Genomic DNA, 23,473 nt, shown 5'->3' with positions numbered 1-23,473 from the left:
GCGGGCCTTCCGGGCCCTCGGCGGGCAAGTTGATCAGGAACCTGCACTCTCCTGCCGGTCTCGGTTGTTGTCTTGGCTTTGGTCCTGGGACTTCGGGACCGGGTTCCGCGGCTCTTTGGGTTCCTTAGGCGGGAGCGGTTGCGGATTCAATGAGGCCTCGGTGAGGATCGGTGCCGTGATAGCGATTTGCCATTCCCGGGCACCGAGGGTGCGCAGCTCTTCCGCTACGGACTCGACTGTGATGTCCGACGGCGGCCGCCACAGCACGCGCCGCATGTAATCCGGAGTGAGCAGGTTCTCCACGGGAAGTTTGAGCTCGTCGGCGCCTGCCTGAAGTCTTGGCCGGGCAGTCCCGAGGCGCGCTGCGGCTTCGGGGTCACGGTCCGTCCAGACGCGCGGTGGCGGGGGAGCATTGGTTGGAAGATGCAGCGGGGGAAGATCTTCGGTATTCCTTACAGCGGCAATGCAGCGCAGCCAGCGCGGTGCTTCCCGCTGTGCGGCCCGTCCATGGAAGCCCTTGGTGGCCAGCAGCTGCGGAACGGTGGCGGGCATGGCCTTTGCGGCGGCGACCAAGGCTGAATCGGGAATCAGGCGGCTCGGAGCAACATCCCGCTTGCGTGCCAGCTGGTCCCGCTCATGCCACAGCTCGCGCACGGCTGCCAGTTGGCGGCGATCACGGATCTGGTGCAGGCCGGAGGTCTTGCGCCAAGGATCGACCCGAGGGGCCGGGAGCCCTGCCGCGAGGATGCCGGCGAATTCCTGTTCGGCGAATTCGAGCTTGCCATCCGCTTCCAGGAGTTCGATAAGTTCTTCGCGTAGCTCGGCGAGGACCTCGACGTCGAGGGCCGCGTATCGCAGCCATGGTTCGGGGAGGGGCCGGGTGGACCAGTCGGCCGCTGAATGTTCCTTGGCGAGGCCAAAGCCCAGCAGCTGCTCGATGACGGCTGCGAGACCGACTCGGGGCAGTCCGGCAAGCCGTGCGGCGAGTTCGGTATCGAAGAGCTTGTCCGGCCACATGCCGAGTTCGGCCAGGCACGGAAGATCCTGTGTCGCGGCATGCAGGATCCACTCGACGCCGCTGAGCGCTTCGTTGATGATCTTCAGGTCATCGAAGGGCTCGGGGTCGATCAGCCAGGTACCTGCGCCGTCACGCCGGATCTGTACCAGGAAGGCGCGTTGTCCGTAACGGAAGCCGGAGGCACGCTCTGCGTCGACCCCGGCGGGGCCGGTTCCTGCGGCGATGGCGGCGGCGCACCGCTCCAGGCCGGAGATGGTGTCGATGACAAGGGGTACGCCCTCCCGTGGGGCATCAAGATCGATGATTTCGGGTATCCGGCCCTCAAAGCCGTCCACCGTGATGTGTGGGGTGGGATCAGCAGCCGGGGCGCCGGCTGTGGTGGGTTCCAGATTTTCAGGGGTCATGGTGCCTTCAGTTTACCGACTCTGTTCGGGCCGGTACGGCCGGGGTTCCAATGGGCTCCCACGGTTTTCATGTGAGCCGCCTATTTGGCAACGGTGTGACGCCGGGAGGCAGGGGAGGGAGTCCCGCGAATGTGCACACCATGTCGCACCACGCCTCCAAGTGTGCTTGGGCATCGGAAGACGCCGGTGTCCACGAGGCGCGGAGTTCGATGTCGATGGTTTCCGGCCTTTCGGCCAAGGTGCCGAAGCTCTCGGACAGGATGCGCGTGGCTGTTCCTCCTGCCGCCCTGTACTGGGCCGAATGGCTCTCGAGAGCGTCCACGAGCCACGTCCAGGCCACGGAACCGAGCATCGGATCGTTGCCCATGTCGGCTTCCAGCTGGGCCCTGATGTAGGTGACGATCCGGAATTCCCCGTCCCACACTGCCGAGCCGTCCGGATCGTGGAGGAGGATGAACCTGCCTGTCGCGAGTTCATCGTCTTCGTCGTCGGCCGTGCCGGAGGAGCCTGGGGTGTTCTCGCTGGAAAATGCCATGGCCGCGGGGCCATGGACAGGGGTTCGGCCAGGACGCGTCGAGCGACTGAAGACTTCTGCCCCCAAAGCCACGGCATAGGGGGCCAAGCGGGAGGGCGCCGGAATCTCCGCGAGCCGCAGCTCACTCCGGCACTGTGCTTTTCGTAGCGTTCCCAACGCATGCAAGAAATCCGCGGGAACCTGTGCGAGTGCGTTCACCTTCGCAGATTATGCGTCCGGGGCGGTGAAAGCTTGAAGCCACGCCGCCCCGTCCAATGGCCTACGCCGAGGCCAGCTCGCGCTTGATTGCGGCAACGAAGGAATCGATGTCCTCTTCCGTGGTGTCAAAAGAACACATCCAGCGCACTTCGCGGTTCGCTTCGTTCCAGTCGTAGAACTTGAAGGAGGAACGGAGACGGTCGGCGACGCCGGCCGGAAGCACTGCGAAAACCCCGTTGGACTCGGTGGCCTGCGTGGGCTCCACACCGTCGATGGAATCTACCGCGGCACGCAGCCGGGCGGCCATGGCGTTAGCGTGCTCCGCCGAGCGCAGCCACAGCCCGGACTCCAGGAGCGCGATGAACTGGACCGAAATGAAGCGCATCTTTGAGGCCAGCTGCATGTTCATCTTGCGGAGGAACTTCAGCCCATGAGCGGCCTCCGGGTTCAGTGCAACCACCACCTCGCCGAACAGCAACCCGTTCTTGGTCCCTCCGAAGGACAAAATGTCCACGCCGGCGTCGCGGGTAAAGGTCCGCAGCGGCACGCCTAGGTGGGCGGCGGCATTGGCGAGACGGGCACCGTCCATGTGCAGCTTCATGCCCTTGGCGTGGATATGGTCGGCGATCGCCCGAATTTCTTCGGGAGTGTAGCAGGTGCCGAGTTCAGTGGTCTGAGTGATGGAGACCGCAAGCGGCTGCGCACGATGCTCGTCGCCCCAGCCCCAGGCCTCGCGGTCGATCAGCTCGGGAGTCAGCTTGCCGTCCGGGGTGGGGACCTGGAGGAGCTTGATGCCGCCAACGCGCTCGGGGGCACCGTTTTCGTCCATGTTGATGTGGGCGGTCGAGGCGCAGATGACGGCACCCCAGCGCGGCAGCAGGGATTGCAGGGACAAGACATTGGCCCCAGTGCCGTTGAACACGGGGAAACACTCGATCCCTGAGCCGAAGTGCTGCTCCATGACTTCCTGGAGGCGTTCCGTGTACTGGTCCTCACCGTAGGAGACCTGGTGGCCGCCGTTTGCTGCTGCCAGGGCCGCCAGGATTTCAGGGTGGACTCCGGAGTAGTTGTCCGAGGCGAAGCCGCGGACGGAGGGATCGTGGAGGCGCCCTGCGGCTTCCGTGTTCAGGGCAGCCGGGAATTCTTCAGTAGTGCTCGTCACTTGTTCATTCACGCTTTCAGTCTATTTGGCCAGGAGGAGGCGCTGTCCGTTCAGTTCCGCTGCCGGCTTGTCGAAGAGCCCGACGGCGGCCGCCGCCAGGTCCTCTACGTCCGTGTATCCGGGGAATTTCCGCCCGGGATGTTCCCTCCGCGTCGCCGCGTCCAGCAATGCCTTGACCACAAAGACGACGGCAGCGCTGTGCTGATCCGTCGGTTCGTCCTTGTTGCCCGCCTGGGCGCGGTGGAATCCGTCGGCCACGGCCAGGGTCCACGTCTCTGCAGCTGCCTTGGCCGCCGCGTAGCTCGCGGCTCCGGCAGTAGGTGCGGCGACCGCCGTCGAACTCACCATGGCGAAGCGTCCCCGGGGGGAGGCCTCAAGATCCTTGAAGAAGATCCGAGAAACGTTCCTCAGCGTGGTGATGGCACTCTGTTCAAGGGCATCCCAGTCCTCGTCGGGCTGGTCTTCGATACCTTTGGCACCTCGCCACCCGCCCACAAGGTGGACGACGCCGTCGATCCCTTCCGTGCTCCCGTGGATTTTCGAGGCGAGCTCCCGTACGGACTCCAGATTGGAAAGATCGCAGACGAGGGGGACGACGCCGTCGCCCGCTTCAGCCGCCGCAGCGTTGATACGGGCCTGATCCGAACCGATGGTGAAGACCCGGTGCCCGGCGGCCGCGAAGGCGCGGGCGACTGCGATGCCGGAAGAGTTGCTGCCACCAGTGACGACGACGGTCAGCGGTTCCTCGGCCATCAGGCTGCGGTCATTCCGGTGATGCCGCTGGTTGACTCGATGATTGGACGCATTTTCTTCTCCAGCGCTTCGTAGAACATGGACAGGGGGAATTCGTCGTCGAGGACCTGGTCGGTGAGGCCGCGGGGCGGCCCGTCGAGTGGCAGTGCCTCAGGGCCCTTCGCCCAGACCGAAGCCGGGTGGGGAGTGACCGTACCGGAAATGAGCTTATACGCCGCGAGCCAGTGGGCAGCCTTGGGACGGTCGATGGAACGCCAGTACAGTTCCTCGATCCGGGCCCCGAGCTCGACGACGACGGCGGCGGCCTCGTCCCAGTCGATGCTGAGCTTGCTGTCGGTCCAGTGCAGGACGTGGTGCTGGTGCATCCAGGCGAAGAGGAGCTGGCCACCGAGGCCGTCGTAGTTGCGGACCCGGTTGCCCGTGATGGCGAAGCGGAAAATACGGTCGAAGATCACGGCGTACTGGACGAGCTTCGCATGGCGTCGGGCGTCAGGGGAAGCTTCCTCATCCTTCTCGATCCGGACGGATTCACGGAAGGCTGTCAGGTCGCAGCGGAGCTCTTCGAGCGAATAGAGGAAGAACGGCATCCGCTGCTTGATCATGAACGGGTCGAATGGGAGGTCGCCGCGCATGTGGGTACGGTCATGGATCAGGTCCCACATGACGAACGTCCGCTGCGTGAGCTCCTGGTCATCCAACAGCTCTGCTGCATCTGCTGGCAGCTCAAGCGATGTTGTTGCCGCGGCTGCCTTGAGGACGCGGCGGAAGCGCGCTGCCTCGCGATCGGCGAAGATGGCGCCCCACGTGAAGGCAGGCGTTTGCCTCACGGAGACGGTCTCCGGAAACAGCACGGCCGAATTGGTGTTGTAGCCGGGGGTGAAGTCCAGGAACCGGATAGGCACGAACAGCTTGTTGGAGTAGTCGCCGGCTTCCAATGCGCCGATGAACTCAGGCCAGATCACCTCGATCAGGACAGCTTCCACGAGGCGGCTCGTGCTGCCGTTCTGCGTGTACATGGGGAACACGACGAGGTGCTGGAGCCCGTCTTCGCGGTGTTCCTGGGGCTTGAAGGCCAAGAGGGAGTCGAGGAAGTCCGGGACTCCAAAACCGGCATCGGCCCAACGACCGAAATCCGTGACCAAGAGTTCAAGGTAGGCAGAGTCGTGGGGGAATGCGGGAGCCAGGCTCTTGATGGCCTCGATGATGGCGGCTGTGTACTCCCGGGCAGCCTGGTGGTGCGCGGAATCCTGGATGGACCCGTCCTGGCTCTGGAACGCCTGGAGGGCAGTGGCTGCGGTCTTCAGGGAGATCCAGTCCCGGTTGTCAGACGTGATGCGCGGACGGGCGGTGGTAGCGGTGGTGGTGGTCATCGTCGACGGTGCCTTCCTCAAGAAATGTTGTTCTGAGGTGAGCGTAGCAAGCGGTCAGAGTCACTAATTCAAAAGTCGCTCGAGCATAAGAAACTCTTGTGCAAGTGGTTCCGACGGCCCCCGGAAGATCCAGCCCGGGGAGGGCTGGCCGTGGGGACCGCCGGTGCCTTACTGCACTGTGCCCGACGTTACTGCGGTGTGGGGGCCTCGACGAGCTTGAGCGAAACGGAATTTATGCAGTACCGCTGGTCAGTCGGCGTACCGTAGCCCTCGCCCTCGAAAACGTGGCCCAAGTGAGAATCGCAATTGGCGCAGCGAACCTCTACGCGTTCCATGCCCAAAGTACGGTCATGGATGTACCGGACAGTGCCATCGGCGAGAGGTGCCCAGAACGACGGCCAACCGCAATGCGAATCGAATTTCTCGTTACTGGTGAAAAGTTCCGCGCCGCAGGCCCGGCATTGGTACACGCCGGCGGTATGTGTGTCCCAATATTCACCCGTATACGGGCGTTCCGTACCGGCCTGGCGCAGGACCCTGAACTCTTCGGGGGTCAGCTCTTCGCGCCACTCCGCCTCGGTTTTCTCCACGCATTGCCCGTCCTTCGGGACTTCCTGGAGAGGGACCCCGGCCAAGGGGTCCGCAGCTTGGAAGTACTTCCTGTTATCTGCAGTGCTCATGTTCTCTCAACGTTCACGAGTCACCGATAAATCCCGAGCCCGCGTAAAGATGCAGCACGGGCAGGCCCAACTGGTCCTGGGCCTTGTTCGCCCAATCTGTGTGGAAAGTATCGGCAATAGCGTGTGGGCGCGTGACCACCACTGCCTGTGCCGCATTCAGCGCCTTGACCTTGGAAACCAGGCCGGCAACCGCACCGCCGTCGACGATTTCACCTGTTACCCCGCCACCTAGCCCCTCCAAGGTAGCGAGCGACGCCGACAAGGCCTCCGCAGCCTGCGCCCGCTCCGACTGGGGATCCGGTGCCTCCGCGACGAGGTCCCGGAAGGCTTTGGCTACTTCGAGCATTGAAAGGCTTTCGAGGAAGTCGACCAGCAGATGCCTTTCGGTGTTCGCCGGCACCAGGACCACCAGGGGCGAGTCGCCGCCGTCGAGCAGTTTGGCAATATTGGCGCGGTCGTCCGGGCCGAGCGGCTCTTCGGTAAGGATGACGATTGGATCACTCATGGCTACAGCGTAGACCTGAGGCGCACAAGGTGGCACGGATTCGCACCGGCAATTCTGTTCTCGGGGTGGCGTCGCGGCGGCTGTGCCGGCCGGGACGCAACGCTGACAGTTGGTGCGGTTCAAGTGACAGCGCCGCAAAGGGGACAATGGTCACATGGCATCCAAGACCCCACCTGCCCCGGCCGTAGTGAACGGTGCGAAAATGTCTGTCCCCGCCAAATGGGCTGTCGGGGGGATCATTGCTGGAAGCGGTATTGCGGGCCTGCTGGGCGCGGGATCTTCGGCGCTCGCAGCCTATTTCGCCCGGCGCGTCATCACCCCTTCAGTACGCGAGCCGGATCAGGAAGTGCTGGCGGTGGTGCGCGGCGACAACGGACTTCAGATCATCCTCGCAGCTACCCCGGACACCACTATCGACGGAGTGTTCAGCCTCCTTTTTGCCGGGGGGACAGGGTTCGCGCGGATCGGCCGGATCGTGTCATATTCGCCCGCAGAGCGCACCGTGCAGCGCGAAGTCGAGGAAGTCTACAGCGGGGACCTGAGTACGGCCCGTCGTGGATGGTGGAGCGGTGCTGTCTACAACTCCCCGGCGGCACTTGGCTTGGACTTCGAAGAGGTACAGATTGACGTTGAGGGCGGCCAAGCCCCGGCATGGTTGATCCCTTCCGGAGCGGGGAAGCCCGCGAAGTTATGGGCCATCATGGTCCATGGCCGTGGTGCTACGCGCCTCGAAGGCCTGCGTGCAGTGCGCAGCGCGCGCGAACTCGGACTCGACAGCCTGCTGGTTTCCTACCGGAACGACGGCTTGGCACCGTCTGCCCCGGACGGGCGTTACGGCCTGGGGTCTACAGAATGGCGCGACGTCGATGCCGCCATTGAGTACGCACTCGCCCGTGGAGCGGACGAGGTGGTCCTGTTCGGGTGGTCGATGGGCGGTGCAATCTGCCTGCAGACGGCCGACCTTTCCCACCATCGCCATGTCATCAGGGCCATGGTTTTGGACGCGCCGGTGATCAATTGGGTCAACGTCCTTGCGCACCACGCACAAATCAACAGGATTCCCTACGCGGTGGGTCGCTACGGGCAGCTGATGTTGGCACACCCTCTTGGCCGACGTATCACCGGCCTGGCGGCCCCTGTTGATTTGAAAGCAATGGACTGGGATTCGCGCGCCGTCGAACTTCGGACGCCGACGTTGGTGATCCACAGTGTGGACGATGAGTACGTTCCGTACGGACCTTCGGCCAGTCTCGCCGAAAAGAATCCGGAGATGGTTACTTTTGAAGCCTTTGAAGGAGCCCGACACACCAAAGAGTGGAATGTGGATCCGCAGAAGTGGGAGCGGCTGGTGCGCTCGTGGTTGGCGCCGAGGCTCGCGCCACGGGGCGGGCCGGCGTCCGTTTGACCTGCAGCCGGGAGCCCGGGCGCCTGTGGGTGGCCGAGCGTTTGCTAGTGGCTCCCGATCGGGGCAGTCCGGGCGTGCGTGAGCCGGATCAGGTCCGCAGGGTCCAGTTCGATGTCCAGGCCGCGCCGTCCACCGGAAACAAGGACTGTCCCGAAGGCTAATGCGGATTCGTCGAGCACCGTGGGTGAAGACTGGCGTTGGCCAAGCGGCGAAATCCCGCCGAGTATGTAGCCGGTGCGTCGCTCAGCCGCTTTGGGATCGGCCATGGTGGCCTTCTTCGATCCGAGTGCGGCGGCGATCGCCTTGAGATCAAGGCTTCCACTGACCGGAACGATGCCCACTGCAAGCTTGCCTTCGACGTCCACCATCAAGGTCTTGAACACCCGGCTGGGATCGATTCCCAGGACCTCGGCCGCCTCAAGTCCGTAGCTGGCCACCGACGGATCGTGCGCGTACGGGTGCAGGGTGAAAGGAACGCCGGCCGCAGCCAGTACGGCTGTGGCCGGCGTTCCCTGTGAAGCCTGTTTCTTGGCCATTCTCGGTGGTATCCCGGATCAGGACAGCAAGCGGTCCGCCGCGGCGACCTTGCGCTTGATGCGCCCCAACATGGCGGTCATGCCGCGCATCCGCAATGGCGTGATGGCCCGGGTGAGGCCCAGCAGTTCGGGCATGTCATCTGGGACGGCCAGGATCTCCGCGGCCGTCAATCCGTCCAGGCCTTCGTGCAGGACACCAGCAAAACCACGCGTGGTTGGCGCTTCCGGCGGTGCCTTGAAGAACAAACGGTAAGCCACGCCGTCGGGGTTCTTTTCCTGTTCAATGGTCAGGAAAAGTGGCGACTGGCACTCCACCACTTGCTCCAGGAGCTCGGGGTGGTCCAGCAGCCGATCCGGCAGGGCCGGGAGTCCACGCGAGAACTCAAGCAACAACTGCAAGCGGTCCGGCTCGGTCAGCGCCTGGAAGTCATCGACAATTTCCGCCAATGCGGCGGGCAAGGTATTGGTACTCATCACTTCTAGCTTACGCAAGTCAGGGCCGGTCCGGCGCCCGTTACTTCAATATGGTGCCGGACCGGAGACGTCGGAACTACTTTCCGGCAAGTACAGGGACGGCGCCCCGTTCGGCGCCCTTGACGATCGGGACGCGGACGGCATTGCCCCATTCGGTCCACGAACCGTCGTAGTTGCGGACAGTTTCGAAGCCGAGCAGGTACTTCAGGGCGAACCAGGTGTGGCTGGAACGCTCGCCAATGCGGCAGTACGCCACGACGTCGTCGCCCTCGGTGAGTCCGGCCTCGTCGAGGTAGAGAGCCTCAAGTTCCGTGCGGTTGCGGTACGTGCCGTCCTCGGCCGCGGCGCGTGCCCACGGGATGGAAGCCGCGGTGGGAATGTGGCCGCCGCGCAGGGCGCCTTCTTCGGGGTAGGCCGGCATGTGCGTGCGCTGGCCCGTGTATTCCTCGGGGGAGCGGACGTCGATCAGCGGCTTTCCAAAGTGAGCCAGGACGTCATCCTTGAATGCGCGGATCGGGGCGTCGTTCCGTTCCACCACGGGGTACTCGCTCGGGGTGGGCTGAGGGACATCGGTGGTGATGTCGCGGCCTTCGGCGATCCACTTGTCCCGGCCACCGTCGAGGAGCCGGACGTCTTCGTGGCCGAAGAGGGTGAAAACCCAGAGGGCATAGGCGGCCCACCAATTGGACTTGTCGCCGTAGATCACCACGGTGGTGTCGCGTGAGATTCCCTTGGCGGCGGCCAGCACTGCGAATGCTTCACCGTCAACGTAGTCGCGGGTGACTTGGTCGTTCAGGTCCGTGTGCCAATCAATCTTGACTGCGCCCGGGATGTGGCCGGTTTCGTACAGGAGGACGTCTTCGTCGGATTCGACAACCACCAGCTTGCCGTCGCCGAGCGCACCGCCTTCAATGGCTGCGGCGAGCCACTCGGTGGACACCAGGCGCTCGGGGTGGGCGTACGCGGCGAACTTCTCGTTCTGCTCAACGGGGTAGGACATTGGTATGGCCTTTCACTGACACTTTCACTGACACCGGGCGGCGCCGGGCGATAGGACGTGCCCGGCATTGATCCCACATTATCGAGGGTAGGGGAGGAAAGCTCTACCCCGTTCATATGGTGAAATATGGCCTTCATCACGTGTCCGCCCCGGCCATGGCATTGCCGGTATTCTTGCTGGGGACTTACGACACGAAGAACGGACCGTCTTGGTACAGATCGAACAGCTCGCCGCGCGCACCCCGGCGGTCTCAGTGGATGAGATTCTCAAGGGCTTCTACCCTTCGCCACGGTTCGGAGAGGTGTCCTTCAACAGTTACCGGCCGGATCCTAACCAGCCGAGCCAAGCGGCGGCAGTCAAGGCCCTCGAGGCGTTTGGGGCGACAGTAGGAGCCGGGGACGGCGACGGGCTGTTCAAGCGGCTTTTCGGCAAGAAGGTCAACGGCCGGGCGGGCATCTACCTCGACGGCGGATTCGGCGTCGGAAAGACCCACCTGCTGGCTTCCCTGTGGCACTCGGCTCCGGGGCCGAAGGCCTTCGGAACGTTCGTGGAGTACACCAACCTGGTGGGCGCCCTGTCCTTCCGCAAGACCGTGGAGGCTTTGAGCAGCTACAAGCTGGTGTGCATTGACGAGTTCGAGCTCGACGATCCAGGCGACACTGTACTGATGTCCCGCCTCATGCGTGAACTCGCCGACGCCGGTGTCAAGCTCGCGGCCACGTCCAACACTTTGCCGGGTTCACTGGGCGAGGGACGATTTGCCGCTGTCGACTTCCAGCGGGAGATTCAGGTCCTCGCCGACCAGTTCGATGTTGTGAGGATCGACGGCGAAGATTTCCGGCACCGCGGATTGCCCGCTGCGCCGGCACCGCTGAAGACCGAGGACCTCAAGCGTCAGATGCACGCCGAATTCGATGGGCAGACCGTGGCCGTAGACGACTTCCGCGGCTTGATCGACCATCTTGCCGGTGTCCACCCCAGCCGCTATCGCAAGCTGATCGCAGGAATCGATGCCGTCGTCTGGCGGGATGTGGAAACCATCACCGAGCAAGCTGTTGCCCTGCGCTTCGTGGTGCTGGCCGACCGTTTGTACGACAAGGACGTCCCGATCCTTGCCAGCGGCGTGCCTTTCGACAAGCTCTTCACCGAGGAGATGATGACCGGCGGATACATGAAGAAATACTTCCGCGCAGTGTCCCGTCTGACCGCCCTGGCGCGTGAGGGCCAAAACCACGAGCCCTCCTAGGGAGCGGGCTTACCGGAGCCGAGCCTCCCCGGCCGAGGCGGTAACGGTTAAACGCCAAGGGCACCGGCGGCGCCTCGCGGCGGGACCGGTGCCCCGTTGACGTAACTGTATTCGGGAGCTCGGGCCGGTGAAACCGGCTACGGAGCCTCATTAGTGGAGGCTGCTGTCTAGGTCGAAGCCTTGTCAGCGTCCCCGTCGAGGTTGCCCACGAAATCGGAAGCGGCTCGATGAACCGCATCTAGTCGGCGATGAAATTGCCGGCCTATTCGATGCCGTCCTTGATGGCTTCTTCTTTGCCACCAATGAGGTCCTGAACCTTGCCCTTCAGATCGTCAAGTAATCCCACGGGCACCTCCCTTCAATCGCGGAGCCAGTTCGCTCCTCCGTTGTCGATCCTAACCCGAGACCTTTGGAGGTGCCAAGGGATAATTTGACTGGAATGTCAACGATTCTTCGAAGGGGTCACACCTGCTGGTGGCGGGGACTGTCCGGATTCATCAGGGAATGCTTCCGGCCATAGCCGAAGTAAACCACCAAGCCGATGACCAGCCACACCACAAAGCGCAGCCAGGTTTCCCAATGCAACTGGATCATGAGGAAGGCCGAGGCGAGGACGCCGAAGGCCGGAACCAGTGGCATGAGGGGCAACCTGAAGGTGCGGGGAGCGTCGGGCTTCTTGTAACGGAAGACGATCACGGCCAAGCACACCACCACAAACGCTGCGAGGATGCCGATATTCGTCAGGTCGGCAACAGCCTTGATGGGGAAGACACCCGCGAGCAAGGCCGAGGCGATGCCTGCGATCCAAGTGACGCGCTGTGGGGTTCCGTGCTTGTCTGTTCCGGCAAACCAGCCCGGGAGCAGGCCATCGCGGCTCATCGAGAACCAGACGCGTGTGACACCTAAGAGGAAGGTCAGCATCACGGTCAGGATGGACAGGACCGCGAAGACCGAAATGATGGTGGCGATGACGGGCAGGCCAACGCCGGTGAAGGCGGAAGCGAAACCGGCGGTGGGGTTGATGTCCTTGTAGTTCTGCATTCCAGTGAGCACCAAGGTCGCCGCAACGTAGAGGAGCATGGCGATGACGAGCGACAGCACGATGGCCTTCGGCATGTGCTTTTTTCCATCCGTGGCTTCTTCCGCCGCGGTACTCATGGCGTCGTAGCCGAACACCGCGAAGAACACGGTGGCGGAGCCGGCGAGGACCGGGCCGAAGCCGCTGGGCATGAACGGGTTGTAGTTGTTGGTGTTGATGTAGAAAATGCCCAGGCCGATGATGAAGAGGATCAGGACGACCTTGATTGCCACGGCCACTAGTTCGAAACGGCCAAATGCCTTGGTTCCACGGCTCAGGATCCACGTGACAAGCAGGCAAACCAGGATGGCGGGCAGGTTGATGACGCCGCCCTTGCCTTCGTCCACCGTTGAGGTCATCCACGCCGGCATGTGGATGCCTACCCCGGACAGGAATGCATCAAAGTAGCCGGAAATTCCGATCGCGACGACGGCGACAATCGCGATGTACTCAAGCAGCAGATCCCAGCCTATGAACCAGCCGATGACCTCGCCAAGGGCAACGTAGCCGTAGGTATAGGCCGAGCCGGCGCGAGGAATCATGCCGGCGAATTCTGCATAGGAAAGTGCCGCGGCTGCCGAGGCAAGGCCTGCTACCAGGAACGAGATCAGCACCGCTGGGCCGACGCCTGGCGTGTCCTTGCTTCCGTGGGCCACCAGGCCGGCCAAGGAGAAGATCCCGACGCCGATGATGCCGCCGACGCCGATGGCCGTCAGTTGCCAGAGGCCCAGGCTCTTGAAGAGCCCGCTGTGCTTGCTTTCCTCCTCCATGTCGTCAATGGGTTTTTTCCTCATGATCGAACGGACGGGTGTTTGTTGATTCACCGTGTACTCCTGCCGTTTGGCGTGGACGAATTGGGCCTGAAGAAAAGTATGCGACCTCAATCACATTGGATAAAGTGATTTTTGCTGAGTGATATTGATCAGTTCTGCCGATCTTTCCGTTGGGCGGCTACTGCGGGCTGAGGCTGCGGGCACAAAAAAGCAGCTCCGCGGAGCTGCTTGGATGGTGGTGCGGTTTGAATGCCGGCTATTGCCGGATATCGAAGGACTGGAGCGGACGACGAGATTCGAACTCGCGACATCCACCTTGGCAAGGTGGTGCTCTACCAGCTGAGCTACGTCCGCACATGATGACCATTCCGGCCTGGGCCGACGTTCATCAACAAGCAAGTTGCCTTGCCTTGGTGGGCGATACTGGGATCGAACCAGTGACCTCTTCCGTGTCAGGGAAGCGCGCTACCGCTGCGCCAATCGCCCGGATCCGGCACGTGCCGGCCGACCCGTTGCCGGGACCTTAAAATACGAGAGCGGACGACGAGATTCGAACTCGCGACATCCACCTTGGCAAGGTGGTGCTCTACCAGCTGAGCTACGTCCGCACATGATGACCATTCCGGGCTGGGCCCGACGTTCATCAACAAGCAAGTTGCCTTGCCTTGGTGGGCGATACTGGGATCGAACCAGTGACCTCTTCCGTGTCAGGGAAGCGCGCTACCGCTGCGCCAATCGCCCAAATGCTATCCGGCCTAGACCGGAACCAAGGTTTTCACCGAGGTGGGTACGGGATTCGAACCCGTGTATACGGCTTTGCAGGCCGCTGCCTCGCCTCTCGGCCAACCCACCGTGTAAGCACGATTCCTGGGGTTCCAAGAACTCAATGCCGTGACAGTGTCCTGCGAGCGGACGACGAGATTCGAACTCGCGACATCCACCTTGGCAAGGTGGTGCTCTACCAGCTGAGCTACGTCCGCATAGTCTTATTCGGCGGGCTGCCCGCACGGGGCATTCCGTCGCTTTCCGACGAGTAAAAACTCTATAGGAGGTTCCGGGAAACTCCAAATCGTTTGGTCCGAATCCTAAGCAATGGACCCAAGTTCCTTGAATTGGCGGGGATTATTCGAGTTACATGGCTGTGATTCATCGGCGGTTTCGCGCGTGTCGAGGGCTGTGTTGAACGGTGGAGAAGCTGGCCTGCCTCGTCCGATGCGTCATGGAGATCGATGAGCTTCCGAGTGACTTTTCCTTCCGTTTTCCCGATTTTTGAATTCCGGCCGGGGTCGGTTAGTCTTCTTGTGCACGGGCGATTGGCGCAGTGGTAGCGCGCTTCGTTCACACCGAAGAGGTCACTGGTTCGAACCCAGTATCGCCCACCAAGGGAGGCCCTGCTTGAAACATAGTTCATGTTGCAAGCAGGGCCTCGTGTCGTAGCCCGTGAGCTCATGAACCTGACCCGCTCATGAATGAGGGGCTGCCCCGACCACGCGGTTCCGTCCGAGCGACTTGGCTTGGTAAAGGGCTGCATCTGCGGCAGCAATCATTGCCGACAGGTCGACTCCGTCGAGCGAGCCAGCGGTAACGCCGTAGCTCGCCGTTGGAATTTGTATGCCGGGGAGGCCTTTGGTTTCCGCGAGGGCGCGGCTGATGTCGGCAGCGATGCTTTCAGCCCGTTCTTGGTTAGCTCCAGGCAGGAGAAGGATGAACTCTTCCCCACCGTACCGTCCGACCAAGTCGGTGGACCGCACCGATTCCGTGCAGGCAGCCGCGAAGGCTTGGAGCGCGGCGTCACCGGCAGGATGGCCGTATTCATCATTGATCGATTTGAAGTGGTCCATGTCAGCCAAGATCAAGGAAGCAACTGAACTTGTGGTGTGTAGGCGCTTCAGTTCCTTGGTGGCCAAGTCCAGGAAGGTGCCGCGGTTGAGGAGCCCGGTCAGGTTGTCACGGGCAGCCCGTTCGCTTAACCGGTTGATCAACTGGTCGTTGCTGAGGGCGGTCATGCTGAAGGACACGGCAACCAGGAGTATCAGCGTGACCAGGCTGGCCATGGCCGGGCCAAAATACAGGCGGAAACTTGGGCCGGTTGGACCTTCGACGACGTACACGGACAGGCGGCAGAAGTAGTAAGCAGCCATGAACGCGGCGGCCAGCGCCATCGATTTGTGAACATGGGAGTAGCTGGAATCCAGCAACCACAGATCACGGGACGCCAACGCGATGCCCAGCGTCATGAATCCCAGATACACCAAGCCTCCGGACCACGTGTTGTAACCGGGGCTTTCCAATGCAGAGGCGAGGGCGGTGACGCCGCATGCTGCGGCACATTGCCACCTTGGCGGCGACAACTTCCTCAAGGAACGGGCGCCGGTCCACACACTGAACGCTCCACCCACCAAGAGGACGTTTCCCGATGGATTTGCCCAGACTTGATGCGGTGTCCCGTTGAGAAGGAAGGCCAGATTCCCTAAAAGAAAGAAAAGGAGGGCGATGCACCACCAACCGTTGTAGGACGACCGCGTGCGCCGAAATGATGCGTAGAACAGGAGGAGCAGGGTAAGAGCGACCACGCCGAGAGCCACTCGCAGTGTTGTTATATCGAGGCCCATTGTTCGCTCCCGTATCCGAGGACGTGACCAATTATGGCATCGCGGGTCAAGGAACCCGGTGCGCCAGGCAGGAGTGCCTTGTTCGTTACGCGGTTTAGTCACGCCGGCTCCGCATCTTCCTGTCAGCGGTGTGTGAAAGAGTTTTCCTATGACAGATCCACTGCTTGCCCACGCCACCGAATACGGCCGGATGTATGCCCGGTCCACCTCTGAGTCCTTCTCGGTCCCTTCCATCACCACGGTGATCGGCCAGCAGGCGCACTCCCTGGACGGCTGGTTCGGGTACATGGGTGCAAGTAGTCTGGCGAAGGACCCGGAACTTCCACAGCATCTCTCCAGTCCTGCCAAGATGCGGCAGGCCGTCAACAAAGCAGCCAAGGCGGCCGAGGTTTACCGGGACGATGCCGCACGCCGCGGCGACCGCGTGCATAACTACTGCGAACAAGTAGCCCTCCGTGCCCTCGGACGCCCGCACCGAGCGAAGGAAACCCGCGAAGAGCTTGCCTCGAACGGCGAAGAAGCCTTCGCGGCCCGCTTCGACGAATGGTGGGAGTTGTACCGGGTGGAGCCCATTGCACCTGAAATCACGGTGTGGAACTCAAGCGTCGGATACGCCGGGACACTGGACCTCGTGGCCAAAATCAACGGCCGGATCTGCTTGATCGACTACAAGACCAAAGGCACCACCCGGGATGGAACCGTCAAACCCCTCGACGACAAAGTGGTGATGCAATTGGTGGCTGGGATGAAGGCCGAGGAAAGCCTGGTGGACCCGGTGGCAGGGGAGTGGGAGCCGTGGAAATACGGAGAGAACCCTGTTCTGCTTGCCGTGGCCATCGGCGAAACCGAAGTGCGTCCCCAGCGGGCCAATCCGGACGTTCTCAAGCACCACTGGTGGAAGTTCTGCGCCTTGAAGAGGGTGTGGGAGATGTCTGCCGAGGTTGCCGCAGCCGGAACGGCGCTGCTGCCGGTGGCTCCGCCGTCGTACCCGGCCACCGCGGCGCCCTCAGGCTCAACTAAACTGAACTAGGCCCCGTTTTGCGGGGGCCGAAGCTTCGCCGAACGTGAGGAAAGACAGCAGATGGCCATTTTGAATATCCGTATCATCGGCGATCCCGTGCTCCGCACGGTTGCTGATCCGGTCGCGGAATTCGGGCCTGAGCTCGCCAAACTCGTGTCGGACATGACCGAAACCATGGAAGACGTGGACGGCGCCGGCCTCGCCGCACCGCAGATCGGCGTCAGCCAGCGGGTCTTCACCTACCGGATCGGCGGCGTGGAAGGCCACATCATCAACCCCGTGCTTGAGAACAGCGACGACTTCCAGCCCGACGAAGTAGAGGGCTGCCTCTCCATTCCCGGACTCGCGTTCCCGGTCCGCCGCCGCAGGGCCACCCGCGCCACCGGCGTGGACATGAACGGGAACCCCGTGTCCGTTGAGGCGGAGGGCATGCTCGCCCGTTGTTTCCAGCACGAAACCGACCACCTGGACGGCATCCTTTTCACGGACCGTTTGGAAGGGGAGGATCGCAAAACCGCCCTCCGAGCCATCCGCGCGGCAAACTACCATTCCGTCACTGAACAAACCACCGCCAAGCGGGCTAACACGGTGGGCTCCAGCTTCGGCAGTTTCGGGGCTGCCGAATGAGGGTGCTTTTCGCCGGCACCCCAGCCGTAGCCATCCCTTCCCTTGACGCACTGATCGAGGCAGGCTTCGAGATCGCTGCGGTGCTGACCAGGCCGGATGCTCCTATTGGCCGAAAACGTATCCTCACGCCGTCCCCCGTGGCAGCACGTGCGGCCGAACTTGGCATCGACATCATCCACGCCTCCAAGGTGGACGTCGAGACCACGGAGCGGATCGCTTCTTATGAGCCGGACGTCGCAGCGATTGTCGCCTACGGAGGCCTTGTCCCCAAGGCCGCCCTCGGGGTGCCGCGCCATGGCTGGATCAACCTCCATTTCTCCCTTCTCCCTGCGTGGCGGGGTGCCGCACCGGTGCAGCGTTCGCTCATCGCCGGTGACGACATCACGGGGGCTGCGACCTTTCTCCTCGAGGAAGGACTCGACACGGGACCCGTCTTCGGGACCTTGACGGAAACCGTGCGGCCCGATGACACCGCGGGCGACTTGCTGGAGCGGCTCTCGCTCAGCGGCGCGGTCTTGTTGAGCCAGACCCTATCTGCCGTCGACGCCGGGAAAGCATCGCCCCAGCCTCAACAGGGAGATGTCTCGCTGGCCCCCAAACTGACGCTCGACGACGGCCGGCTCGACTGGACGCAACCGGCCCTCGCCATTAACCGCAGATCCCGCGGCGTCACGCCGGAACCCGGAGCCTGGACCATGCTCGACGGGCAACGGGTTAAGCTCGAGCCGGTGGGCATGCGCCCGGACACGCGCGATCTTGCGCCGGGTCAGATCCGGGTTGATGGTAAGAACGTCCTGGTCGGGACCGGATCCCATGCAGTGCAGCTAGGGCGGATCCAGCCAGCAGGCAAGAAGATGATGCCGTCGGCCGATTGGGCCCGTGGTTTGGCAACACCAGAAAGCGTGGAATTCGAATGAGTGAGTCCGGCCGCCGCGGCCCTAACAACACTGGGCGCGGCCCTAACAACACTGGGAACAGGGACGGCGGAGGTCACGGCAACCGCGGTCCCCGCGGCGAGAGCAAACGCGACGCCCAGGGCCGCGAACGCAACCGGGGTCCGCAGCGCGGTTTCTCCGCAAATGCACCGTCCCAGCGGACGCGGCGCGCGGATCCGGCACGATTGGTGGCCTTCGAAGTTCTGCGCGCGGTCGCATCCGAAGACGCATACGCTAACCTCGTGCTGCCATCCCGTATCCGCCACCATCACCTGGACAAGCGCGACGCCGGATTCGCCACCGAGCTGAGTTACGGTGCGTTGCGCGGCCAGGGGATGTACGACGCCGTCCTCGCCAGGTGTGTCGATCGGCCGCTCGACCAACTCGATCCGGCAGTCCTTGATGCGTTGCGCCTTGGTGCCCACCAGTTGCTCGCCATGCGCGTTCCGGCCCACGCCGCACTCGACCAGACGGTCGGGCTGGCCCGCGCGGTCATCGGAGCGGGCCCGTCGTCGCTCATTAACGCAGTGCTCCGAAAAGTCACTGCCAGGACGCTGCCGGAGTGGCTCGACTTCCTGCTGGAAGACGAGACAGACGAAACCAAGATCGCGTCCATACGCCACGCGCACCCGGAGTGGATTGTCAGGGCGCTGCGCCAGTCGCTCGTCATGCACGGCCGCCCCGCGAGTGAAATCACTGAACTTCTCGAAGCGGACAACGCAGCCCCTGTGGTGAACCTGGTGGCGCTGCCCGGCATCGGCAGCCTGGATGAAGCACTTGAGAGCGGGGCTACTCCGGGCGAACTCGTGATCGACTCGGCACTGTCCAGCGGCGGCGATCTCGGCCGGATGTCTTCCATCCGCGAAGGCACCACGCGCGTCCAGGACGTTGGATCCCAGTTGGTAGCCCGCGCCGTCGTGGGCGTGGACCTCGGGCACGTCGCCAAGGGTGGCGAGAAATGGCTGGACCTTTGCGCCGGCCCGGGTGGCAAGGCCGCATTGCTGGCCGCCCTCGCCCATCAGGAAGGTGCGACTCTCTTGGCCAACGAACCGGCCGAACACCGGGCAAAGCTGGTCAGCCAGGCACTCTCGGCGATTCCGGAAGACGCTTGGACCGTCCGGGTCGGCGACGGCCGGGACGTCGGCAAGGAACAAGCGGAGACCTTCGACCGTGTGTTGGTCGACGTTCCCTGTAGCGGACTCGGCGCACTGCGCCGCCGCCCGGAGTCACGTTGGCGCAGGACCCCGAAGGACCTCGCCGATCTCGGTCCGCTGCAGCGTGAACTGCTCAACTCTGCCATCGACGCCGTGAAACCGGGCGGAGTGGTGGCTTACGTGACCTGCTCTCCGCACCCTGCCGAAACCACCGCCGTCGTCAGCGATGTCCTGCGCAAGCGGGACGATTTGGAGCAGATCGACGCCGGCGCGGCCCTGGACGCTGTCAGCCTGACCGGCAGCCTGGGCGCCGGTCACGAGTTGACCGCCCAACTGTGGCCACACGTGCACCAAACAGACGCGATGTTCCTGGCGCTGATCCGGAAGAAGCCGTAACCTCCGACGCCTTTCCCCGGCCAACGACCCCGCGTGCCTAAGCTGGAGAATTGCCAAAACCACCAGATCGCCACCAACACTGAGGGAACTGCCTTGACTGAGTGCTGTATCAACCCGAGCATCCTGTCCGCGGACTTCGTGAACCTGGAAGCCGAGCTGAAGAGAATCAGCAACGCCGACGCCGTCCACGTCGATGTGATGGACAATCATTTTGTCCCCAACCTGACGCTCGGCCTGCCGGTTGTGGAACGGATCCAGGCTGTGAGCCCGGTCCCGCTGGACGCCCACCTGATGATCGCCGACGCCGACCGCTGGGCGCCTGCCTACGCGGACGCCGGTGTGGCGTCCGTGACATTCCACGCAGAAGCGGCGATGGCTCCCATCAAGCTCGCCCGCGAGCTCCGCGCGCGCGGTTCCAAGGCAGGCATGGCCCTTCGTCCGGCGACCCCTGTGGAGCCATACCTGGACATGCTCAGCGAACTGGACATGCTCCTCATCATGACTGTGGAACCGGGTTTCGGCGGGCAGTCCTTCCTGGACGTTACGCTGCCCAAGATCCGGCGGGCGCGTGCCGCGATCGACGGATCCGGAATTGGCGTCGCAATCCAGGTTGATGGCGGCGTCACGGAGGAAACCATTATCCGGGCAGCCGAGGCAGGCGCGAATGTGTTCGTCGCCGGATCCGCCGTCTACGGCCACAAAGACCCCGCTGCCGCTATTGAGCGGCTGCGTGCCGCGGGCCTGGCGGCAATGTGACAACAATGACGCAATTGCTTGCATATAGGTCCGGGAATACATCGGCAATGCCTCCAGTTGTGACAGAATAACAACACACATACGTGCTCCGGGGTCGGTGTAATTCCGAACCGGCGGTTATAGTCCGCGACCCGCGAGCCATCGCGTTTCCTTCACGGGAATCACGACGGCGGACGGTTGAACTGGTGGAATTCCAGTACCGACAGTTAAAGTCTGGATGGGAGAAGCACGTACAGTCATGCCTTGGGCGTTCTGTGCGCCCGGCATTGCGCTGTCGTACACCCCCGGAGCCATCGCGGCATTCGAGGGAAGGAACGACATGGACTTTCTGCGATGGCTCTTCGAAGCACAGATTCCCATAGGTGGATCTGTGCTTGTTCTTCGCGAAGTGCTAGGCAATATTTTCGGGCTCGCCAGCGCCCTGGGCGGTATGCGCCGCAAAGTCTGGGCATGGCCCATCGGGATCGCAGGCAACCTTCTCCTCCTGACGGTCTTTCTTGGCAACGTCTTCGGTGCCGCCTCGCCGGCAACCCTTTGGGGCCAGGCCGGACGCCAGATCATGTTCATCAGCGTGGCCGTCTATGGCTGGTACCGCTGGCGCCAGGGCCTTCAGTCCGGCACCCAAGGTCGCGCCGTCGTGCCCGGCTGGGCAAGCACCAAAGCCAGAATCGCCATGGCGGCCGCAATGATTGTGGGAACGGCTGCCCTGACTCCCGTCTTCGATTCCATGGGTTCCTACCCGCCTGTTTGGGCTGACGCCTGGACCTTCATGGGTTCACTCCTGGCGAGCTACGGCATGGCGCGCGGCTGGACCGAATTCTGGCTGATCTGGGTAGCCGTGGACGTTGTGGGAGTTCCGCTGCTTTTCAGCGCAGGATACTTCGCCAGCGCTTTCATGTACCTTTTTTACGGCTTCTTCACGCTCGCCGGATTCTTCGTGTGGTGGCGGGCAAACCGACGTGAAAGCCAAGCAATCGCGCCAACGGCCGAGCCGGAACCAGTAGGGGCCCTCCCATGAGTGACGCAACGAACCAGGGATTCTCTGACGCTGAGTCCGCAGCCATGGACATTGCGTTGCACGTAGCCCTCCGGGGACACCGCGGCGCCAATCCGTTGGTGGGAGCCGTAGTGCTCGGGACCAACGGGGAGCAGCTCGTCACGGGCTACCACCGCGGCGCCGGCACGGCGCATGCAGAGGCGGATGCGATCGCGAAGGCTCAGGCAAAGGGCTTGGACCTCACCGGGACAACCATGGTGGTGACCTTGGAGCCGTGCAACCACGTCGGGCGTACTGGACCGTGCACGAAGGCCATCATTGACGCCGGGATATCCCGCGCGGTCTACGCCGTGGACGATCCCCACGATCCCGCTGCCGGAGGTGCTGGCACGCTCCGCGCGGCCGGAGTGGACGTCCAGTCTGGGCTGGCCGCGGCCGAAGCCTTGAAGCTGAACCGCGAATGGTTCCGGGCTGTGGAGGCCAGACGCCCGTTCGTCACTCTTCACATTGCGCAGACCCTGGATAGCAGGATTGCCGCGACGGACGGGACCAGCCAATGGATCTCCAGTCCGGAATCGTTGGCCGACAATCACGGATTGCGGCGCTTGATTGACGCCATTCTGGTGGGCACAGAAACCGTCCTGGTAGACAACCCAAGGCTGACGGCGCGGGAAGTGGATGGCCAGGAATCGGAAAGCCAGCCGCTCCGAGCCGTCATGGGGCTGCGCGAGGTTCCCGCTGACGCTGCGGTGCGGGGGACCGACGGCAAGTTCATCCAGCTGCCAACCCGCGATCCGGCCGAGGCCTTGGAACTGCTCTTCGCCGAAGGCGTCCGGCACGTCATGGTGGAAGGCGGCTCCCGCATCCTGAGTGCTTTCCTCGCCGCAGGTCTTGTTGATGAATTGATCGTCTATCTTGCGCCCACGCTGTTGGGCGCCGGTACACCTGCCTTGATGGACCTCGGCATCACTACCCTGGCTGACGCCCAGCACTGGAATTGGGACGACGCCGGTGGTGGTGCGGTCCATGCACTGGGTCGTGACCTCCGATTGCACCTAAGGTCCGGGCCATCGGACGGAAACAAGCCGGCGTGGACTAAATCGCACACAGAACACCATGAACCATTTCCGGGCAAGGACGCCTCGGACACCACCACAGGAGGACACTGATGTTTACCGGAATCGTTGCTGAACAAGGCACGGTCCTGTCCGTCGAGCATGACGGCGAGGCAAGCGCCACGCTCCGCCTCAAGGCCCCCACGACCACCCAAGGACTGGGCCTGGGCGGCTCGATCGCAGTCAACGGCGTGTGCCTCACGGCAACGGACATCGACGGCCAGGAGTTCAGCGTCGACGTCATGGGAGAAACCCTCGTTCGGACCACGATTGGCGAGCTGACCGCTGGCGACACCGTGAACCTTGAGCGTTGCGTCGAGGCCGGCGGCCGTTTGGACGGCCACGTCGTGCAGGGACACGTCGACGGCGTCGGGCAGCTTCTTGAGCGCGAGTCGCTGGGCAACTGGGATCGCCTGCGCTTCGCTGTCCCGGCCCCGCTGGCACGGTACATCGCCGAAAAGGGATCAATCGCCGTCGACGGCGTTTCGCTGACGGTCACTGCCGTCAGCCCCGCGGAAGAAGAGAATCCATGGTTTGAGGTTGGCCTCATCCCTACCACGCTGGACGAAACGGGACTCGGGGCGACGGCCATCGGCGGTCGCGTCAACCTCGAAGTGGACGTGCTCGCCAAGTACACCGAGCGACTGCTGTCCTTCCGGGTTCCAGCAGCTACCGGGGAGGCGGCCCTGTGAGCGCCGAACACAACGGCAGCGCGACGGCGGT

The 23,473-nt window shown here is 63.1% G+C and carries 22 protein-coding genes, 7 tRNA genes and 1 riboswitch; of the genes, 11 read left to right on the top strand and 18 right to left on the bottom strand.

Annotation, left to right across the window (positions count from 1 at the left end; genetic code table 11):
* Positions 1-33: 33 nt before the first annotated feature.
* The 7 genes from AC3ANQ_RS14350 to AC3ANQ_RS14320 all read right to left on the bottom strand — a co-directional run bounded on the left by AC3ANQ_RS14350 (position 34) and on the right by AC3ANQ_RS14320 (position 6,625).
* A complete protein-coding gene (locus tag AC3ANQ_RS14350; RefSeq protein WP_488301663.1) occupies positions 34-1,422 on the bottom strand; it encodes an HRDC domain-containing protein in 1,389 nt (462 codons plus the stop codon).
* A 67-nt stretch (positions 1,423-1,489) separates the two neighbouring features.
* Positions 1,490-2,155 (bottom strand): DUF3000 domain-containing protein, encoded by a 666-nt coding sequence (locus AC3ANQ_RS14345; RefSeq protein ID WP_488301662.1) that lies wholly within the window; start codon positions 2,153-2,155, stop codon positions 1,490-1,492.
* Positions 2,156-2,216: 61 nt separating this feature from the next.
* Complete coding sequence (locus tag AC3ANQ_RS14340) at positions 2,217-3,329, bottom strand: threonine aldolase family protein (protein WP_488301661.1); 1,113 nt, start codon at positions 3,327-3,329, stop codon at positions 2,217-2,219.
* 9 nt (positions 3,330-3,338) lie between these two features.
* Complete coding sequence (locus AC3ANQ_RS14335; RefSeq protein ID WP_488301660.1) at positions 3,339-4,070, bottom strand: SDR family NAD(P)-dependent oxidoreductase; 732 nt, start codon at positions 4,068-4,070, stop codon at positions 3,339-3,341.
* Positions 4,070-5,440, bottom strand: coding sequence for a DUF6421 family protein (locus AC3ANQ_RS14330; RefSeq protein ID WP_488301659.1), 1,371 nt, complete (start codon positions 5,438-5,440; stop codon positions 4,070-4,072). The genes AC3ANQ_RS14335 and AC3ANQ_RS14330 overlap by 1 nt, the downstream gene beginning before the upstream one ends.
* A gap of 188 nt (positions 5,441-5,628) precedes the next feature.
* Positions 5,629-6,120 (bottom strand): peptide-methionine (R)-S-oxide reductase MsrB, encoded by a 492-nt coding sequence (gene msrB / locus AC3ANQ_RS14325; protein ID WP_488301658.1) that lies wholly within the window; start codon positions 6,118-6,120, stop codon positions 5,629-5,631.
* Between the two features lie 13 nt (positions 6,121-6,133).
* Entirely contained in the window at positions 6,134-6,625 is a 492-nt protein-coding gene (locus AC3ANQ_RS14320; RefSeq protein WP_488301657.1) for a hypothetical protein, read from the bottom strand.
* Between the two features lie 154 nt (positions 6,626-6,779).
* On the opposite strand from AC3ANQ_RS14320, the gene AC3ANQ_RS14315 reads away from it, so the two are divergent.
* Positions 6,780-8,030, top strand: a complete 1,251-nt coding sequence (locus AC3ANQ_RS14315) for an alpha/beta hydrolase family protein (protein ID WP_488301656.1) — start codon at positions 6,780-6,782, stop codon at positions 8,028-8,030.
* A gap of 44 nt (positions 8,031-8,074) precedes the next feature.
* Here AC3ANQ_RS14315 and ybaK read toward each other — a convergent pair whose 3' ends face one another.
* From ybaK to AC3ANQ_RS14300, 3 genes are all read right to left on the bottom strand, one after another.
* The gene (gene ybaK / locus AC3ANQ_RS14310) at positions 8,075-8,566 is read right to left on the bottom strand and encodes a Cys-tRNA(Pro) deacylase (protein WP_488301655.1); all 492 of its coding nucleotides are present in this window, start codon (positions 8,564-8,566) and stop codon (positions 8,075-8,077) included.
* Positions 8,567-8,584: 18 nt separating this feature from the next.
* Positions 8,585-9,040 (bottom strand): SufE family protein, encoded by a 456-nt coding sequence (locus AC3ANQ_RS14305; RefSeq protein WP_488301654.1) that lies wholly within the window; start codon positions 9,038-9,040, stop codon positions 8,585-8,587.
* 76 nt (positions 9,041-9,116) lie between these two features.
* Positions 9,117-10,040, bottom strand: a complete 924-nt coding sequence (locus tag AC3ANQ_RS14300; RefSeq protein WP_488301653.1) for a sulfurtransferase — start codon at positions 10,038-10,040, stop codon at positions 9,117-9,119.
* A 208-nt stretch (positions 10,041-10,248) separates the two neighbouring features.
* Here AC3ANQ_RS14300 and zapE point away from each other — a divergent pair, with 208 nt between their 5' ends.
* A complete protein-coding gene (zapE, locus tag AC3ANQ_RS14295; protein WP_488301652.1) occupies positions 10,249-11,286 on the top strand; it encodes a cell division protein ZapE in 1,038 nt (345 codons plus the stop codon).
* A 462-nt stretch (positions 11,287-11,748) separates the two neighbouring features.
* Here the strand turns inward: zapE and AC3ANQ_RS14290 are convergent, their stop codons facing one another.
* The 7 genes from AC3ANQ_RS14290 to AC3ANQ_RS14260 all read right to left on the bottom strand — a co-directional run bounded on the left by AC3ANQ_RS14290 (position 11,749) and on the right by AC3ANQ_RS14260 (position 14,117).
* Positions 11,749-13,158 carry an amino acid permease gene (locus AC3ANQ_RS14290; protein WP_488305334.1) on the bottom strand — a complete coding sequence of 470 codons (1,410 nt, stop codon included), beginning with the start codon at positions 13,156-13,158 and terminating at the stop codon, positions 11,749-11,751.
* Positions 13,159-13,415: 257 nt separating this feature from the next.
* Positions 13,416-13,491 (bottom strand) — tRNA-Gly (locus tag AC3ANQ_RS14285).
* A 57-nt stretch (positions 13,492-13,548) separates the two neighbouring features.
* Positions 13,549-13,623, bottom strand: a tRNA-Val gene (locus AC3ANQ_RS14280).
* A gap of 49 nt (positions 13,624-13,672) precedes the next feature.
* Positions 13,673-13,745: transfer RNA gene (locus tag AC3ANQ_RS14275), tRNA-Gly, on the bottom strand.
* A gap of 58 nt (positions 13,746-13,803) precedes the next feature.
* Positions 13,804-13,878: transfer RNA gene (locus tag AC3ANQ_RS14270), tRNA-Val, on the bottom strand.
* Between the two features lie 40 nt (positions 13,879-13,918).
* Positions 13,919-13,989 (bottom strand) — tRNA-Cys (locus AC3ANQ_RS14265).
* 55 nt (positions 13,990-14,044) lie between these two features.
* Positions 14,045-14,117: transfer RNA gene (locus AC3ANQ_RS14260), tRNA-Gly, on the bottom strand.
* A 327-nt stretch (positions 14,118-14,444) separates the two neighbouring features.
* Between AC3ANQ_RS14260 and AC3ANQ_RS14255 the strand changes: the two genes are divergently transcribed.
* A tRNA-Val gene (locus AC3ANQ_RS14255) sits at positions 14,445-14,519 on the top strand.
* 81 nt (positions 14,520-14,600) lie between these two features.
* On the opposite strand, the gene AC3ANQ_RS14250 is transcribed toward AC3ANQ_RS14255, so the two are convergent.
* A complete protein-coding gene (locus AC3ANQ_RS14250; RefSeq protein WP_488301651.1) occupies positions 14,601-15,749 on the bottom strand; it encodes a GGDEF domain-containing protein in 1,149 nt (382 codons plus the stop codon).
* Between the two features lie 148 nt (positions 15,750-15,897).
* On the opposite strand from AC3ANQ_RS14250, the gene AC3ANQ_RS14245 reads away from it, so the two are divergent.
* The 8 genes from AC3ANQ_RS14245 (at position 15,898) to AC3ANQ_RS14210 (ending at position 23,442) form a co-directional block, all read left to right on the top strand.
* Positions 15,898-16,779, top strand: coding sequence for a cytochrome (locus tag AC3ANQ_RS14245; RefSeq protein ID WP_488301650.1), 882 nt, complete (start codon positions 15,898-15,900; stop codon positions 16,777-16,779).
* A gap of 51 nt (positions 16,780-16,830) precedes the next feature.
* Positions 16,831-17,397 carry a peptide deformylase gene (gene def / locus AC3ANQ_RS14240; RefSeq protein WP_488301649.1) on the top strand — a complete coding sequence of 189 codons (567 nt, stop codon included), beginning with the start codon at positions 16,831-16,833 and terminating at the stop codon, positions 17,395-17,397.
* Complete coding sequence (fmt, locus tag AC3ANQ_RS14235) at positions 17,394-18,314, top strand: methionyl-tRNA formyltransferase (protein WP_488301648.1); 921 nt, start codon at positions 17,394-17,396, stop codon at positions 18,312-18,314. The genes def and fmt overlap by 4 nt, the downstream gene beginning before the upstream one ends.
* Positions 18,311-19,882: an RsmB/NOP family class I SAM-dependent RNA methyltransferase gene (locus AC3ANQ_RS14230; protein ID WP_488301647.1), complete on the top strand. Its 1,572-nt coding sequence runs from the start codon at positions 18,311-18,313 to the stop codon at positions 19,880-19,882. The genes fmt and AC3ANQ_RS14230 overlap by 4 nt, the downstream gene beginning before the upstream one ends.
* A gap of 93 nt (positions 19,883-19,975) precedes the next feature.
* The gene (gene rpe / locus AC3ANQ_RS14225; protein ID WP_488305333.1) at positions 19,976-20,638 is read left to right on the top strand and encodes a ribulose-phosphate 3-epimerase; all 663 of its coding nucleotides are present in this window, start codon (positions 19,976-19,978) and stop codon (positions 20,636-20,638) included.
* A 79-nt stretch (positions 20,639-20,717) separates the two neighbouring features.
* A riboswitch (FMN riboswitch) is annotated at positions 20,718-20,872 on the top strand.
* Between the two features lie 85 nt (positions 20,873-20,957).
* Positions 20,958-21,656, top strand: coding sequence for a nicotinamide riboside transporter PnuC (gene pnuC / locus AC3ANQ_RS14220; RefSeq protein ID WP_488301646.1), 699 nt, complete (start codon positions 20,958-20,960; stop codon positions 21,654-21,656).
* Positions 21,653-22,804, top strand: a complete 1,152-nt coding sequence (gene ribD, locus AC3ANQ_RS14215; protein ID WP_488301645.1) for a bifunctional diaminohydroxyphosphoribosylaminopyrimidine deaminase/5-amino-6-(5-phosphoribosylamino)uracil reductase RibD — start codon at positions 21,653-21,655, stop codon at positions 22,802-22,804. Before pnuC ends, ribD begins: the two co-directional genes overlap by 4 nt.
* A complete protein-coding gene (locus tag AC3ANQ_RS14210) occupies positions 22,804-23,442 on the top strand; it encodes a riboflavin synthase (protein ID WP_488301644.1) in 639 nt (212 codons plus the stop codon). Before ribD ends, AC3ANQ_RS14210 begins: the two co-directional genes overlap by 1 nt.
* Positions 23,443-23,473: the final 31 nt, after the last annotated feature.

Source organism: Arthrobacter sp. DMZ02-1R, from assembly GCF_057747935.1.
The sequence above is the reverse complement of the archived record's forward strand: the minus strand, read 5'-3'. Positions and strand labels throughout refer to the sequence as shown.